This window comes from Microbacterium indicum DSM 19969, from assembly GCF_000422385.1.
Taxonomy (GTDB): Bacteria; Actinomycetota; Actinomycetes; order Actinomycetales; family Microbacteriaceae; genus Microbacterium; species Microbacterium indicum.
Window position 1 is genome coordinate 1 of sequence record NZ_AULR01000015.1, and the last position, 15,564, is coordinate 15,564.

14 protein-coding genes and 1 pseudogene are annotated in these 15,564 nt (G+C 71.1%); 3 read left to right on the forward strand and 12 right to left on the reverse strand.

Annotated features, from left to right (window positions below):
• Together H576_RS16990 and H576_RS0110365 are read left to right on the forward strand one after the other, a co-directional pair.
• Positions 1-202: pseudogene (locus tag H576_RS16990) on the forward strand (hypothetical protein); the annotation flags it as partial.
• Between the two features lie 215 nt (positions 203-417).
• Positions 418-942, forward strand: coding sequence for a flavin reductase family protein (locus H576_RS0110365; protein ID WP_036320499.1), 525 nt, complete (start codon positions 418-420; stop codon positions 940-942).
• A gap of 15 nt (positions 943-957) precedes the next feature.
• Here H576_RS0110365 and H576_RS0110370 read toward each other — a convergent pair whose 3' ends face one another.
• From H576_RS0110370 to H576_RS0110425, 12 genes are all read right to left on the reverse strand, one after another.
• Positions 958-1,275, reverse strand: coding sequence for a metal-sensitive transcriptional regulator (locus tag H576_RS0110370; RefSeq protein ID WP_029150884.1), 318 nt, complete (start codon positions 1,273-1,275; stop codon positions 958-960).
• A 15-nt stretch (positions 1,276-1,290) separates the two neighbouring features.
• Positions 1,291-3,462, reverse strand: a complete 2,172-nt coding sequence (locus tag H576_RS0110375; RefSeq protein ID WP_029150885.1) for a heavy metal translocating P-type ATPase — start codon at positions 3,460-3,462, stop codon at positions 1,291-1,293.
• 119 nt (positions 3,463-3,581) lie between these two features.
• A complete protein-coding gene (locus H576_RS0110380; protein WP_029150886.1) occupies positions 3,582-5,846 on the reverse strand; it encodes a heavy metal translocating P-type ATPase in 2,265 nt (754 codons plus the stop codon).
• 33 nt (positions 5,847-5,879) lie between these two features.
• A complete protein-coding gene (locus H576_RS0110385; RefSeq protein WP_029150887.1) occupies positions 5,880-6,824 on the reverse strand; it encodes a hypothetical protein in 945 nt (314 codons plus the stop codon).
• Positions 6,824-7,033 (reverse strand): heavy-metal-associated domain-containing protein, encoded by a 210-nt coding sequence (locus H576_RS0110390; protein WP_029150888.1) that lies wholly within the window; start codon positions 7,031-7,033, stop codon positions 6,824-6,826. The genes H576_RS0110385 and H576_RS0110390 overlap by 1 nt, the downstream gene beginning before the upstream one ends.
• Positions 7,034-7,168: 135 nt before the next feature.
• Positions 7,169-8,446 (reverse strand): CynX/NimT family MFS transporter, encoded by a 1,278-nt coding sequence (locus H576_RS15360; protein WP_084502681.1) that lies wholly within the window; start codon positions 8,444-8,446, stop codon positions 7,169-7,171.
• Between the two features lie 549 nt (positions 8,447-8,995).
• Positions 8,996-10,384 (reverse strand): replicative DNA helicase, encoded by a 1,389-nt coding sequence (gene dnaB / locus H576_RS0110400; protein ID WP_029150889.1) that lies wholly within the window; start codon positions 10,382-10,384, stop codon positions 8,996-8,998.
• Positions 10,385-10,796: 412 nt separating this feature from the next.
• Positions 10,797-11,255: a 50S ribosomal protein L9 gene (gene rplI, locus H576_RS0110405; RefSeq protein ID WP_029150890.1), complete on the reverse strand. Its 459-nt coding sequence runs from the start codon at positions 11,253-11,255 to the stop codon at positions 10,797-10,799.
• Between the two features lie 9 nt (positions 11,256-11,264).
• Positions 11,265-11,519, reverse strand: a complete 255-nt coding sequence (gene rpsR / locus H576_RS0110410; RefSeq protein ID WP_029150891.1) for a 30S ribosomal protein S18 — start codon at positions 11,517-11,519, stop codon at positions 11,265-11,267.
• A 27-nt stretch (positions 11,520-11,546) separates the two neighbouring features.
• On the reverse strand, positions 11,547-12,095 hold the full coding sequence (locus H576_RS0110415) for a single-stranded DNA-binding protein (protein ID WP_029150892.1): 549 nt from the start codon (positions 12,093-12,095) through the stop codon (positions 11,547-11,549).
• A 9-nt stretch (positions 12,096-12,104) separates the two neighbouring features.
• Positions 12,105-12,449, reverse strand: a complete 345-nt coding sequence (gene rpsF, locus H576_RS0110420; RefSeq protein ID WP_036320525.1) for a 30S ribosomal protein S6 — start codon at positions 12,447-12,449, stop codon at positions 12,105-12,107.
• Positions 12,450-12,621: 172 nt separating this feature from the next.
• Positions 12,622-13,635 carry a LacI family DNA-binding transcriptional regulator gene (locus H576_RS0110425; protein ID WP_029150894.1) on the reverse strand — a complete coding sequence of 338 codons (1,014 nt, stop codon included), beginning with the start codon at positions 13,633-13,635 and terminating at the stop codon, positions 12,622-12,624.
• A 115-nt stretch (positions 13,636-13,750) separates the two neighbouring features.
• On the opposite strand from H576_RS0110425, the gene H576_RS0110430 reads away from it, so the two are divergent.
• The gene (locus tag H576_RS0110430) at positions 13,751-15,559 is read left to right on the forward strand and encodes a glycoside hydrolase family 127 protein (RefSeq protein ID WP_029150895.1); all 1,809 of its coding nucleotides are present in this window, start codon (positions 13,751-13,753) and stop codon (positions 15,557-15,559) included.
• Positions 15,560-15,564: the final 5 nt, after the last annotated feature.

Here is a 15,564-nt window from a genome sequence, read left to right on the forward strand (position 1 = left end):
GAAGTTCCAGATCGGCAGCCACCTCGCCGGAGCACTCGTCACCATCGTCCGAGACGCCACCACCATCGCGTTCTACGACGTCGCTACCGGCGAACTCCTCATCGAACACCCCTGGCCCGAGCCCGGCGTCCGCTACGTCAGCAACGGCAGGCCCCGCGGGCCCCGGAGGACCCCGCCACCGGAACCGTCACCGACGTCTTGACACATGAAGCGTCACCGATCTGCTGATGCGCTTCCGTCACCGAAGTCCTGATACATCACACCTCGCGTGGGGAAAACACGGAGAAAAGGAGAACCAGAGACGGGACCCCGGGAACTCGAGCCCCGGGCGCGTTCGGCCGGGTTTGACTTCGAGCTAGCTTGAGGTTCTAGCCTGAGGCCGGCGGATGCAGACCACGCCGAGACGGAGACACCTGGATGAACCGCGATTCCCGCACCCCCGAGTCCGACCCCGATCTGTCCGGCGGGTTCCGCGCGGCGTTCCGCGACCACCCGGCCGGCGTCTCGCTGATCACCGCCGCGGGGCAGGACGGCCCCGTCGGGCTGACGGCCTCCTCGGTCGCGTCGGTCGCGGTCGATCCCCCGACCCTCTCGTTCTCGGTCACCCGATCGACCGGCAGCGCCGGCGAGGTCCTGCGCGCCGACACCTTCGTCGTGCACCTCCTCGCCGACAGCCACGCCTCGCTCGCGACGGCCTTCGCGACCTCAGGCGCTCCGCGCTTCACCGCCGAGCAGAACTGGACCACGCTGCCGACCGGCGAGCCCCTCCTCCGAGACGCCCGCGTCGCCCTGCGCTGCCGCATGACGACGAGCTTCGCCGTCGGCAGCTCGACCCTCGTCCTGGCCGAGGTCCTCGACGTCTACCCCGGCCCCGACGCCGCGGCCCTGACATACCACGACCGCCGGTACCGCCGCAGCCACCGCGACGACCCCAGCCTGTGACGTGACGGCGGTCCGTCAGGACCGCACGAGGCGCGCGATCGCGTCGCTCGCCTCTCGGATCTTCTGATCCGCGAGGGCGTCGTCGTCCATCCGGGCCGCGTCGACCACGCAGTGCTTGAGGTGGTCGTCGAGCAGCCCGACGGCCACCGCCTGCAGCGCGCTCTTCAGCGCGCTGATCTGGGTGAGGATGTCGATGCAGTACTTCTCGTCATCGACCATCTTCGAGATCCCGCGCGCCTGCCCCTCGATGCGCTTGAGGCGGTTGAGGTACTTGTCCTTGTCGGTGATGTATCCGTGGGTCGCGTGCGTCTCGGCGACGACGTCTTCGGTCATGTTCGGTTCCTTCGTTCAGCGTCGCAGCGCGGCGCGGGTGCTCGCTTCGGGCGTGAGGTCGATCCGGCGCAGGAGCTGCGCGTTCAGCGCGACGACGACGGTCGAGAGCGACATGAGGATCGCACCGATCGACATGGGCAAGACGAATCCGATCGGCGCCAGCACGCCGGCGGCGAGCGGCACGGAGATCAGGTTGTAGCCGGCGGCCCACCAGAGATTCTGCTTCATCTTCCGGTACGCCGCTCGGGAGAGCTGGATCACCGAGAGCACCGAACGCGGATCGGAGCTCGCCAGGATGACGCCGGCGGAGGCGATCGCGACGTCGGTCCCGGCGCCGATCGCGATGCCGACGTCCGCCTGCGCGAGCGCGGGGGCGTCGTTGACGCCGTCGCCGACCATCGCGACCCGTCGGCCCTCCTTCTGCAGCTCGGCGACCCGGCCCGACTTGTCCTCGGGGCGCACCTGCGCGTAGATCCGATCCACGCCCAGCTCGGCGCCGACCGCCTGCGCGACCGCCTCGGCGTCGCCCGTGATCATGACGACCTGGACGCCGAGCGCGTGCAGCGCCTCGACGGCCTCGCGGGACTCGGGGCGGATCTCGTCGGCGAGCCGGAGCCCGCCGACGACCGCCCCGTCGCGGGCGACGTGCAGGATGATCGCGCCCTCGGAGCGCCAGTCGTCGGCGCGGTCGACCTCGCGCGCGCCGAGCTCCTCGAGCAGGCGCGGGCCCCCGACGCGGATCTCGGCGCCGTCGACCGTCGCGGTGACGCCGACGGCGGGCGACGAGGCGAATCCCGTCGCGGCGGGGACCGCGAGGCCCCGCTCGCCCGCGGCGCGGACGATGGCCTTCGCCAGGGGATGCTCGCTGTCGGCCTCCGCGGCCGCGGCGAGCGCCAGAACCGCGTCGGCGTCGAGCTCGCCGACGGGCTCGACCGCCGTGACCGTCGGCTCGCCCTTCGTGAGCGTTCCCGTCTTGTCGAACAGGACCGTGTCGACTGTGCGCATGCTCTCGAGCGCGAGACGGTCCTTCACGAGCACGCCTCCGCGGGCCGCCCGCTCGGTCGCGATCGAGACGACGAGCGGGATCGCGAGGCCGAGGGCGTGGGGGCACGCGATCACGAGGACCGTGATCGTGCGCACGACAGCGTCGTCGGGGCTCCCGACGAGCGTCCACACGACCGCGGTGACGGCGGCCGCGACGAGCGCGAACCAGAACAGCAGCGCCGCGGCGCGATCCGCGATCCGCTGCGCGCGGGACGAGGATCCCTGCGCCTCCGCGACCAGCCGCTGGATGCCCGCGAGGGTCGTCTCGTCGCCCGTCGCGGTGACCTCGACGCGCAGGCCCGAGTCGGTCGCGACGGTCCCCGCCGTGACGGGATCCCCCACGCCGCGCGCCACGGTGCGCGATTCGCCCGTGACCATCGACTCGTCCATGTCGGCGCGGCCGTCGAGGATCCGGCCGTCGGCGGGGACGCTGCCGCCGGGGCGGACCACGACGACGTCGCCGACGCGCAGGTCGGCGGGCGAGACCGCGACGACCCGATCGCCCTCGACGCGCTCCGCCTCGTCGGGCAGGAGGGCGGCGAGGGAGTCGAGGGCCGAGCTCGTCTGGGCGAGCGATCGCATCTCGATCCAGTGCCCGAGGAGCATGATCACGATCAGGAGCGCGAGCTCCCACCAGAACTCGAGCTCCGCGTGCAGCAGGCCGAGCGTCGCGCCCCAGGAGGCGAAGAAGGCCACCGTGATCGCGAGGCCGATGAGCAGCATCATGCCCGGCTTGCGGGTGCGCAGCTCGGCGACCGCGCCCGTGAGGAAGGGCCACCCGCCCCACGCGTACATCACGGTGCCGAGGGCGGGCGCGACGAACCGCGCCCAGCCGGGCACCTCGTAGCCGAGGATCATCGCGAACATCGGAGAGAAGGCGACGACCGGGACCGCGAGGACGAGGTTGATCCAGAACAGCCGACGGAACCGGCCGACGTGATCGCCGTGGCCGCCGTGCCCGGAGTGGTCCATCTGCCCCGCGTGGCCCGCGTGCATGTCGTGCCCGGCGTGCGGGTCGTGGCCCGCGTGGCCACCCGCAGGCATGTCGTGGCCGGCGTGCATGTCGTGCCCGGCGTGCGCGCCGGAGGCGTCGTCGGCCGCCGTGGCGGCGTGGTGATCGTGGTGCGCGTGCGGATCGGACATCGTCTCGCTTCCCTGTTCCGAACGGATGGGACGGGGCTCCCCCATGTATACCCCGTACGAGTATCTCAACGACCCCTCGGCGCGCCGTATTCCTGCGGCCGGCCGAGGGGATCCCCCGGTCAGCGCGCGATGCTCGTGAATCCGCGCAGCCGCAGGCTGTTGCCGACGACGAACACGCTGGACAGCGCCATCGCGGCGCCGGCGAGCATCGGGTTGAGGAGGCCCAGGGCCGCGACCGGGATCGCCGCCGTGTTGTAGGCGAAGGCCCAGAAGAGGTTGGTCTTGATCGTGCCGAGCGTCTTGCGGGACAGGCGGATCGCGTCGGCCGCGCCGCGGAGGTCGCCGCGGACCAGCGTGATGTCGGACGCCTCGATCGCGACGTCGGTTCCCGTGCCCATCGCGAGGCCCAGATCGGCCTGCGCGAGCGCGGGGGCGTCGTTGACGCCGTCGCCGACCATCGCGACGACCCGTCCCTCGCCCTGCAGGCGGGTGACGACGTCGACCTTGTCCTGCGGGAGGACCTCGGCGATCACCCGGTCGATGCCGACCTCGGCGGCGATCCGACGGGCGACCGCCTCGTTGTCACCCGTGAGCAGGATCGGGGTGAGCCCGAGCGCCGTGAGCTGGGCGATCGCCTCGGCGCTCGTCGGCTTGACGGTGTCGGCGACGACGAGGATCCCCCGCGCGGCGCCGTCCCATCCGACGGCGACAACGGTCTTGCCCGCGTCCTCGGCCTGGGCCTTCGCGAGCGCGACCTCGGGGCTGAGGCTCTGAGCCCACTCGGCGAGCAGCGACTCGCGCCCGACGATCAGGGCGTGCCCGTCGACGATGCCCTGGACGCCCTTGCCCTCGAGATTGGCGAACCCCTCGGCGGCCGGCAGCGAGCCGACCTCCTGCGTGGCGCCCTTCGCGATCGCCTGCGCGATCGGGTGCTCGGACGCGTCCTCGAGCGCGCCCGCGAGGCGGAGGAGCTCGCCGCGATCCGTGCCCGGCTCGGTGACGACGTCGACGAGCGTCATCTTGCCGCTCGTCACGGTGCCGGTCTTGTCGAGCACGATCGTGTCGACCTTGCGAGTCGACTCGAGGACCTCGGGGCCCTTGATGAGGATCCCCATCTGGGCGCCGCGGCCCGTTCCGACGAGGAGGGCGGTCGGCGTCGCGAGCCCCAGGGCGCAGGGGCAGGCGATCACGAGCACCGCGACGGCGGCGGTGAAGGCCGCCGAGATCGGGAAGCCCGCTCCCCACCACGCACCGAGGGTCACGATCGCGATGAGGATCGCGATCGGCACGAACACCCCGGAGATCCGATCCGCGAGGCGCTGGACCTCGGCCTTGCCCGTCTGCGCGTCCTCGACGAGCTTCGCCATCTGCGCCAGCTGCGTGTCGGATCCGACCCGCGTCGCGCGGACGACGAGGCGCCCGCCGGCGTTGACCGTCGCGCCCGTGACGGCGTCGCCCTCGGCGACCTCGACGGGCACCGATTCGCCCGTCAGCATGGACGCGTCGACGGCCGAGGTGCCCGAGACGACGATGCCGTCGGTCGCGATCTTCTCGCCGGGGCGCACGACGAACTCGTCGCCGACCCGCAGATCATCGACGGAGAGCTTTCTCTCGACGCCGCCGCGGATGACCGCGACCTCCTTCGCGCCGAGCTCGAGCAGCGCGCGGAGCGCCGCCCCCGCCTGGCGCTTGGAGCGCTTCTCGAAGTAGCGGCCCGCGAGGATGAACATCGTCACGCCGGCGGCGACCTCGAGGTAGATGTTCGCCGCGCCGTCCGACGGCGCGAGCGTCAGCTCGAACGCGTGCGTCATCCCCGGGGTGCCGGCCGTGCCGAAGAACAGCGCGTAGAGCGACCACAGGAACGCCGCGGACGTGCCCATCGAGATGAGCGTGTCCATCGTCGCCGCGCCGTGGCGGAGGTTCGTCCAGGCGGCCTTGTGGAACGGGAACGCCGCCCACACGATGACGGGAGACGCGAGGGCGAGCGATGCCCACTGCCAGTAGGTGAACTGCAGCGCCGGGATCATCGCGATCGCGATGACGGGCGCGCTGAGGACGATCGAGACGATCAGCCGGTTGCGCAGGCTCGTGAGCTCCGGATCGGAGTCGCCCGCCTGATCCGCTTCCGGCGCCGTCTTCTTGGGCGCCGGAAGCGCGGCGCTGTACCCGGTCTTCTCGACCTCGGCGATCAGCAGCGTCGGGTCGTACCCGGCCGGGACCGTGACCTTCGCCTTCTCGGTGGCGTAGTTGACGGTCGCCTCGACGCCGTCGAGCTTGTTGAGCTTCTTCTCGATGCGCATCGCGCACGAGGCGCAGGTCATCCCGCCGATCTCGAGTTCGACGGCGGAGTCCGCGGCGGAACCCGCGGATGCTGTTGCGCTCATGGTGTTCCTTCTTCTCTCAGATCCCCGGGCCGGTCAGTGACCGTCGCCCGTCTCGCTGTGAGCGTCGTCCGCGCCGGATCCGCCCGACGCCTGGCCGGCGTCGACGACGAACTGCGCGGTGCGGACCTGCCCGTCGACCTGGAAGTCGAGGTAGAGCAGGTAGCGGCCCGCCGTCGGGGCCTCGGCGGCGAAGCGGATGTCGGGGCCGGCCGTGTCGCCGCCCTCCGGCTCGTCGCCCTCGGCGTGGACGTGCAGGTAGGCGAGGTCGCCGTCGCGGAGCACGACCAGGTGCCCGAAGGCGCCCAGGTACGGCTCGAGCGTGGTGACGGGCTCGCCGTCGCGCGCGACCGACAGGGTCAGCTCGCTGCTCTGCCCCGCCGTCAGATCGCCGTCGAGCGTGACGGTATACCCGTCGACCTCGCTGACGGTCGACTCGGCGGTCGACGGCGACGGCGTGAGGTCCCCCGCGACGTCGACCGTTCGGGTCAGCGTCACCGCGTCGGCGGCGTCAGCGGATCCGGGCACGAAGTCCGCGTACACGCGGTACGTCCCAGCCTCCTCCCACTCCCACGGCGCCGACCACGTTCCCGTCGCCTCGTCGAGCGTCGGGTGCACGTGCTGGAACTGCGTGCCGTCGGTTCGCACGGCGATCAGGTGGAGGTCCTTCTCGTGCGACGTCTCGTAGCTCGTCAGCGGATCGCCGTCGGCATCGAGGATCCGGAAGCGCAGCTCCCCCTGCTCCTCAGCCTCGGAGGGCGCCTCGATCGGGCTGAGCACGTAGCCGCCGTCCGCGACCGAGACGCCGGGGACGGTCTCGTCGTCGCCCATCGCCATCGCCGAGTGGTCGGTCGACGACGCCGCGGCGGTCCAGCTCGTCACGGCGCCGTCGGGGACGACGGCCGCCGCGATGCCGTATGCCGCGCCGAACGCCGCGACGACGCCGACGCCGTAGAGGCCGAGCCGTCCCGCGGCGTTCATCAGGCGCGCACTGCCGAATAGCCGGCCTCGTCGACGGCCGCGAGCACGGCGGCGTCGTCCAGCTCCTCGGTCGACGAGACGACGAGGCGGCCAGTCTGGGCGCTCACCTGGATCTCGGCGACGCCGGGGATCTGGGAGACCTCTTCGCGGACCGACATCTCGCAGTGTCCGCACGTCATGCCGGTGACCTGGTACTCGTTCGTGGCCATGGTGGTTTCCTTCCCTGAGGTGATGCTCCCGGACGGGGCACCACCGATCGTAACACCCCTACCCCCTAGGGGTATTGAGATTCGGCGAGGAGCATGCGGGCCCGCGCCTCCGAAGCGGCCGAGCAGCCGCGCCGCTCACCGGGGAATCGCTTCCTCCCGAAGGCGCGACCCGACGTGGCGGGGCCTGCTCGCGGCGACGCCGGCCAGCGCCTGAACGGCGAGCATCACCACGAGGGCGACGAGCGGAACGACCCACCCGTCGGTCGCCGCATGGAGCACGCCGAGACCGATCGGGCCGAGACCGGCGAAGAGATAGCCGAACCCCTGGGCCATCGTCGACACGTGGCCCGTGTGGTGGGTGTCCGGGGATCTCCAGACGATGAAGCTCAGCGAGAGGCTGATGGAGGCTCCCTGGCCGAGGCCGAGCAGCGCCATCCACACGTAGGCGGCCGGCTCGGGAACCGGCGCGAACAGGAGGCCGATGATCGCGACCGCGGTCAGCGCGGCGGCGATCACGATCGGCGACCACGTCACCCGCACGCGCCGAGCCAGCGCCGGGGTGACGAGCGAGGCGACGATGCCGGGGAACGCCGAGAAGGACAGCATCCACCCCGCGGTTCCGGCGGGGAGCCCCGCGTCGACGAGCACGGTCGGGATCCAGGTGAGGGCCGCGTAGTAGCTCATGCTCTGGAGCCCCATGAGCGCGGTCACGGACAGCGCGACGGGATCCCGGAGGATGGCGCGGAACGGCGGTTCGCCCTGGAGCGACGGTGCGGCGGTCCCGCGCGCGTCGCGCGCGGAGCGGACGATCTGCGGGATCCACACGACGAGCGCGAGAACCGCAGGGATCGCCCAGATCGCCAGCGCCGCCCGCCAGTCGCGGCCGACCGCCGCGAGCATCGGGACGGTCAGCCCCGATGCGAGAGCCGCGCCCACGAAGAGAGCGGTCGAGTACAGCCCCATCATGAGGCCCGCCCAGCGCGCGAAGTCCTTCTTGATCGCCGGCGGCATCACGACGTTGCCGATGCCGATCGCCGCGCCGATCAGGACGGTCCCGACGAAGAGCATGCCGACCCCGGGGAGGGAGCGCAGGAGGATCCCCGCGACGAGCACGAGCAGCGCGAGGCCGAGCAGGCGGTGCAGGCCGAACCTGCGGGTCAGCGACGGGGTGAGGAACGCGAAGGCGCCGAAGGCGACGACGGGGATCGCCGTGAGCAGGCTGGCGCCCGCGGCCGAGAGTCCGAGCGACGCGCGGATGTCGACGAGCACCGGCCCGACCGACGCGACGCCGATGCGGAGGTTCAGCCCGACGAGCAGCAGCCCGACGGCCAGCAGGCCCAGGCTCGCGGCGCTGCGCGGATCGCCGCGCGGCGGTGTGCGATCGTCGGATGCGGTGTCGTGGCGGCTGTCCATGAGGGCCCTTCCCGGAATGTACGTGCCCCCAGCTCACACGACGGCGCGCCCGTTGCGAAACCGACGCCGCGCCAGCCGATGCCGGAATTGCGCCACAATTCACGGAAACCCGAGCAGGTCCGCCTTCTGGGCTACTCGCAGCAGACTCCGACGCACACGCACATCCTGGGTCATCTCGACTCCCCCCGCGAGGCGTCCTCTCCTCGCGACCCGCGGGGTCTCGGATCGCCCCCACTCCATCGAATCGTGTGGACACCGGCGAATTTCGCGCATCCTCACCGCGCACGGCGACACGGGCATGCGCGTGATCTTCGTGCCCGCCACGATGATGGCGCGGCGGCTGCCGGCCGCACCGTCGGTCCTCGCGGTGTCGGGGCGAGCCAGCGGCTCCTCAGCAGGCTATTCGGCGACGACACGGGTATGAGGTTCCGTCGATGGCGCACCCAGCTCCGCGCCCACAGGTCCCCGCTTCTCCTCGCCGACGGCGAGACGGTGATCGATCGCCCACTCGGCGTCCACCGTCATGACGGCCTCCTCGACCGTGCCTGCTCAGGCCCCGTCGCCGCCGAAGCCCGACTCCATGTGGACCATGTCGTGGAAGCGGCTGTAGTGGCCCTGGAAGGCCACGGCGATCTCGGCCGTGGGGCCGTTGCGGTGCTTGGCGACGATGAGGTCGGCCTCGCCCGGACGGGTCTGCTTGTCGTAGACCTCGTCGCGGTGCAGCAGGATCACCATGTCGGCGTCCTGCTCGATCGAACCCGACTCGCGCAGGTCGCTGACCATGGGGCGCTTGTCCTGGCGCTGCTCGGATCCGCGGTTCAGCTGCGAGAGCGCGATCACGGGAACGCCGAGCTCCTTCGCCATGAGCTTGAGCGCTCGCGAGAACTCGCTGACCTCCTGCTGGCGCGACTCGACCTTCTTGCCCGAGGTCATGAGCTGGAGGTAGTCGATGATGATCATGCGCAGGCCCACGCGCTGCTTGAGGCGGCGGCACTTCGCGCGGATCTCGACGAGCGTCATGTTGGGGCTGTCGTCGACGTAGAGCGGCGCGTCGTTGATGCGGCCGCGCGTCGACGCGAGCGTCGTCCAGTCGCGCGAGTCGAGGTCGCCCTTGCGCAGCTTCTGCAGCGGGATCTGCCCCTCGGCGCTCAGGAGGCGCATCGCGATCTCGGTCTTGCCCATCTCGAGCGAGAAGAAGATCGACGGCTGGTTGTGCTTGATCGACGCGGCGCGGGCGAAGTCGAGCGCGAGCGTCGACTTTCCCATCGCGGGGCGCGCGGCCACGACGATCATCTGACCCGCGTGCAGCCCGTTGGTCAGCTGGTCGAGCTCGGCGAAGCCCGTCGGCACGCCGAGCATCTGCCCGTCGCGCCCCTTCGCCATCTCGATCTCCTCGACGGCGGATCCGATCGCCACCTCGAGCGGAACGTAGTCCTCGGACTGCTCCTGGCCCGTGACGCCGTAGATCTCGGCCTGCGCCTGGTTGACGAGCTCGACCGCCTCGCCCTGGCCGTCGTAGCCCATCTGCACGATGCGGGTTCCCGCGTCGACGAGGCGGCGCAGCAGCGCGCGCTCCTGCACGATCGACGCGTAGTACCCCGCGTTCGCAGCCGTCGGCACGATCGACGTGAGCGTGTGCAGGTAGTCGGCACCGCCGGCGCGCTGCAGGTCGCCCGTCTTGATGAGCTCGTCGGTGACGGCGATCACGTCGGTGGGCTCGCCGTGCGAGTACAGCGTGAGGATCGCCTCGAAGATGATCTCGTGCTTGGGGATGTAGAAGTCGGCCCCGCGCAGCGTCTCGACGACGTCGGCCACCGCGTCCTTCGAGAGCAGCATGCCTCCGAGGGTCGACTGCTCGCTCAGCATGTCGTGGGGCGGCGTGCGCTCGGCCTCGCGCGGCCTGCCGAGACGCTCGGATGCGACATCTGCGATCGACACGGATCTCCCTTTCCGGAACGCTGTGGGCCGCGGCTGCGGGCCTCACGAGGAGTGAATCAGCAGCCGCCGACATTCGAAGCGGCACCCCGAAGAGCGCCGCCTGTTCACCCTAGGAGCGCCCCGCTGGACGTTCAATCGACCCTGTGGATAACTCTGTGGACAGACCTGGGCACAACACGGCGATTCTTGTGGAGAGCACCTGTGGACAACCGGACGCGCTCGAGATTGTTCCCCGTCGAAATCAAAATCTGACCAGGGGATTCCTCGTTCCACACCCTGTGGATGCAGTTGTGGTTAAACCCGCGATTGAGGGTTGAACAGAAGGTGAACCGCGCGCGTGACGCCTGTGTAAAAAGCGCGCGAAAAACGGCGCCGCTCCCCGGGGGAACGGCGCCGCTTCCGGCGCGAGAAGTTACTTCTTCTTCGCGGCGACGACCTGCAGGCTGATGACCGCCGTGACCTCGTCGTGCAGACGCACGAGGGCCTCGTGGTCACCGACCGACTTGATCGGCGCAGGGATCGTGACCTTGCGCTTGTCGAGCTCACCGAGCTCGGCAGCGGACACGGCCGCGACGACGTCGGCGGGGCCGACGGAGCCGAACAGACGGCCCTCGGCGCCGGCCTTGACCGCGATCTTGACGCGAGCCTGCTCGATGCGCTGCTTGAGCGCCTCGGCCTCCTCGTGCGTCGCGATCGCGCGGGCCTCGCGGGCCGCGCGGATCGACGCGACCTGCTTCTCGCCACCGCGCGTCCACGCGACGGCGAAGCCCTGGGGGATGAGGTAGTTACGGGCGTAGCCGTCCTTGACCTCGATGACGTCTCCGGCGCTGCCCAGGCCGTCGACCTCGTGCGTGAGAATCAGCTTCGACATGGGTGCTCCTTACCGGCCCGCGCCGGCGTACGGAAGAAGAGCCATCTCGCGCGCGTTCTTGATGGCGCGGGCGATCAGGCGCTGCTCCTGCACGGAGACACCGGTGATACGACGGGCGCGGATCTTGCCGCGCTCCGAGATGAACTTGCGAAGGGTGGCGACATCCTTGTAGTCGATGAGGCCGACCCGAATGTGCTTCGCGGGAGCGGCGTTCTTGCCGCCCTTCCGCGGCTTGCGGCGGTCGCCGCTTGACTTTCCAGCCATGGTGGGTCCTTTACGAGAAAGAAGTGTTTAGAACGGGGTGTCGTCCGAGAACGACCCCGGGGTGCTCCACGCGTCGCCGCCGTTCGAGCCGGGCGTCGCCCAGGGCTCCTCCGACTGCTGCGGGCGCTGCTGGCCTCCGCCGAATCCGCCGCCGCCCTGGCCGACCTGCTGCGGGGCGCCGTTGCCGCCTCCGAAGCTGCCGCCGCCGGACGATGCCGCGCGCGTCACCTGAGCGGTGGCGTAGCGCAGCGACGGGCCGATCTCCTGCACGTCGAGTTCGTACGACGTGCGACGGTTGCCATCGCGGTCCTGGTAGTCGCGCTGACGGAGGTTGCCCTGCGCGATGACGCGCATGCCCTTCGTCATGGATCCCGCGACGTGCTCCGCGAAGTCGCGCCAGACGCTGGCGCGCAGGAACAGGGCGTCGCCGTCCTTCCACTCGTTCGACTGACGGTCGAACGTGCGAGGAGTCGAGGCGATCGTGAAGTTGGCCACGGGCACACCGCTCTGCGTGTAGCGCAGCTCGGGGTCGGCGGTCAGATTGCCCACAACGGTGATGACGGTTTCGCCTGCCATGCGATTACCTTAGGCCTTCGCCGCCGTCTTGCGCGCGGCCTTGGCCTCGGCCCGCTTGGCCTCGGAAGCGATCATCGCGATGGCTTCCTCAGCGCGCAGGACCTTGGTGCGCATGATGCTCTCGTTGAGGTTCAGCTGACGGTCCATCTCGACCGTCGCCTCGCTCGTCGCGGTGAAGTTGACGACGGCGTAGATGCCCTCGTTCTTCTTCTGGATCTCGTAGGCGAACTTGCGCTTGCCCCAGATGTCCACGTTCTCGATCGTGCCCTCAGCGTCGGTGATGACCTTGAGGAACTTGTCGAGGAACGCGGGAACCTGGCGCTCGTCGAGCTCCGGCTGGATGATTACCATCATCTCGTACTGGTGCTTGTGCGTCACTATCCCACCTCCTTCGGACTCGAACGGGTGCCGGGCGCTTCCCGACACCAGGAGGGTGTAATGCACGTCGCCGACCGCGACCGAGATCCGGGCGCCGGAAGGCAACCTCAGAAGTCTAGCGGATCCGAGCCTGAGCGGCCACTGCGGGTCACTCGCCGAGGGTCGACTGCCGGCCGACGAGGCGCGGCGCGTGCAGCTCGACGCCCTCGTGGCGCTCGCCCTCGATCGCGGCCAGCAGCAGCTCGGCCGCGCGGGTGCCGAGCGCCTCGAGCCGCATGTCGACGGTCGTGAGCGGCGGGCGGGCCGCGAGCGACATGATCTGCCAGTCGTCGTAGCCCGTGACGGCGATGTCCTCGGGGATCCGGATCCCCAGCTCGCGCAGCCGATCGGATCCGCCGCGCGCCAGCTGGTCGGATGCGAACAGGATCGCGTCGGCGCCGCCCGGGCCGACGACGCCGTCGCCCACGAGCAGGTCGACCGCGCGGCGGCCCCACCACTCGCTCCACTCGCCGCTGCGCGGCTCGCCGACGAGCTCCATCCCGAGCGCCTCGGCCTCGGCGCGCGTCGCCGCGAGCCGACCCGTCGTCGACGGGTGCCCGTCGCGCCCGCCCACATAGGCGACGCGGCGAGCGCCGATCCCGTGCAGGTGGCTCACGAGCAGCCGCATGCCGGCGTCGTCGTCCGGCACGACCGACGTGTCGGCCGGATCCTCGGACGGCGAGTAGGCGTAGACCACGGGCACGGGCGCCTCGATGGGCGGGCGCGGCTCGATGCTCCGGCCCGTGACGATGATGCCGTCGACGCGGCGGCTCACGAGCGCGCGGATGTGGTGCTGCTCACGCACGGGATCGTGGCGCGCCGTCGCGAGGAGCGCCGAGACGCGGCCCGCGATGAGGGCGTTCTCGGCCCCGAGCACGATCGGCAGCGAGAAGCGGCCGGCGCTGTCGGTGCTCAGCAGGCCGACCGTGAAGGTGCGCTGCGCGTGCATCGAGCGGGCGCCGGCGTGCGGGACGAAGCCGAGCTCCTCCGCCGCCTGGCGGACGCGCGCGCGGGTCTCCTCGGAGATCCGGCCCGTGTCGTTGAGCGCCTTCGAGACCGTGCTCGTCGCGACGCCCGCGAGCCGGGCGACGTCGCCGATGCGCGGCGGTGTCATCGATGCCATGCGCGATAGTTTCCCACAAGTTTTCCCGATCGCCCCTTGACCTGCCTGATTTGTGGCCTTAGCTTGATGGGAAATCGTGTTCCCACTTTCCCCGAATGTCTCGACGAGGAGACCCATGACCAGCGCGATCACCACCTCCGCCTCCCCCGCAGCCCCCTCCGTCGGCGCGCACGCGCGGCTCCGCCCCATCGCCGTCGGATCCGCCGCCGTCACGGGAGGCCTGTGGAAGCAGCGCATCGACGCGAACGCCGACGCCTCGATCCCCGAGGGCCGCGCGCAGCTCGAGAAGGCGAAGAACCTGCTGAACTTCCGCATCAGGGTCGGCGACGCCGAGGGCGAGCCGGCCGGCCCGATCTTCGCCGACAGCGACGTCTACAAGTGGCTCGAGGCCGCCGCGTGGGAGTACGCCCGATCCCAGGACGAGGGCCTCCTGCGCGACCAGCTCGAGGTGACCGAGCTCGTCGCGCGGGCGCAGGACGCCGACGGATACCTCAACACCGTCGTGCCCGCCCGGCAGGAGCGATACGGCGAGCTGCCCTGGAGCCACGAGCACTACTGCGCGGGACACCTGATCCAGGCGGCCGTCGCCCAGAAGCGCGCGACGGGCCGCGACGACCTCCTCGACGTCGCCGTGCGCCTCGCCGACCACCTCGTCGCGACCTTCGGCCCGGGGAGGACCGAGGACATCGACGGCCACCCCGTGATCGAGATGGCGCTCGTCGAGCTCTTCCGCGAGACCGGGACTCAGGCCTACCTCGACCTCGCCCGCTGGTTCGTCGACGCGCGCGGGCACGGGATCATCGAGGCCCGCGGTCACGCGCCGACCTACTTCTCCGACCGCCTGCCTGTGCGCGAGGCCACGACCGTCGAGGGCCACGCCGTGCGCGCCGTCTACCTCGCGGCCGGCGCCGCCGACGTCGCGATCGAGACGGGTGACGACGCGCTCCTCGCGCAGCTCGCGACGCAGTACGCGTCGATGCGCGCCGAGAAGCAGTACGTCACGGGCGGGCTCGGATCCCGCTGGGACGGCGAGGCCTTCGGCGACGCGCACGAGCTTCCCAACGACCGCGCATACGCCGAGACGTGCGCCGCGATCGGCGGCGTGCAGTGGGCGTGGCGCATGCTGCTCGCGACGGGCGAGGCGCAGTACGCGGATCAGATCGAGCTCATGCTGCTCAACGGCATGCTCGCGGGCCTCTCCCTGCCCGGCACCGAGTACTTCTACGTCAACGCCCTCCACATCCGCGAGGGCGCGCACCCCGACGAGGAGCGCAGCGCCGCGCACGGCCGCCGCGGCTGGTTCGACTGCGCCTGCTGCCCGCCCAACATCATGCGCACCCTGTCGAGCCTCGCGGGATACCTCGCGACGACGACCGACGGCGGGGTGCAGATCCACCAGTTCGCGCCGTCGACGATCGACGCGGGATCCGCGGCGCTGCGCGTCGAGACCTCCTACCCGTGGGACGGATCCGTGCGGGTCGTCGTCGACGAGGCCCCCGACGGCGAGTTCGAGATCGCGATCCGCGTGCCCGAGTGGGCCGAGGGCGCGACCCTCGACGGCCTGCCGGTCGACGCGGGGGGCTACGCGACCGTGACCCGCGCGTGGGCGCGGGGCGACGAGCTCGTGCTCGAGCTGCCCCTCGACGCACGCTTCGTCGCGGCCCACCCCCGGGTCGACGAGGCGCGCGGCCAGCGCGCCCTCGTCCGCGGGCCCCTCGTCTACGCCTTCGAGGCCGCGGACAACGCGGGCGTCGTCCTCGACGACCAGTCGGTCGATCCGGCCTCGGCCGTCACGGCGGAGGAGCGCCCCGACCTGCTCGGAGGCGTCACGACCCTGCGCACGGGCGACCTCACCGCGATCCCCTATCACCTGTGGGCCAACCGCGGGCCCGGCGCCATGCGGGTCTGGCTGCCGGTCGACTGACCCGG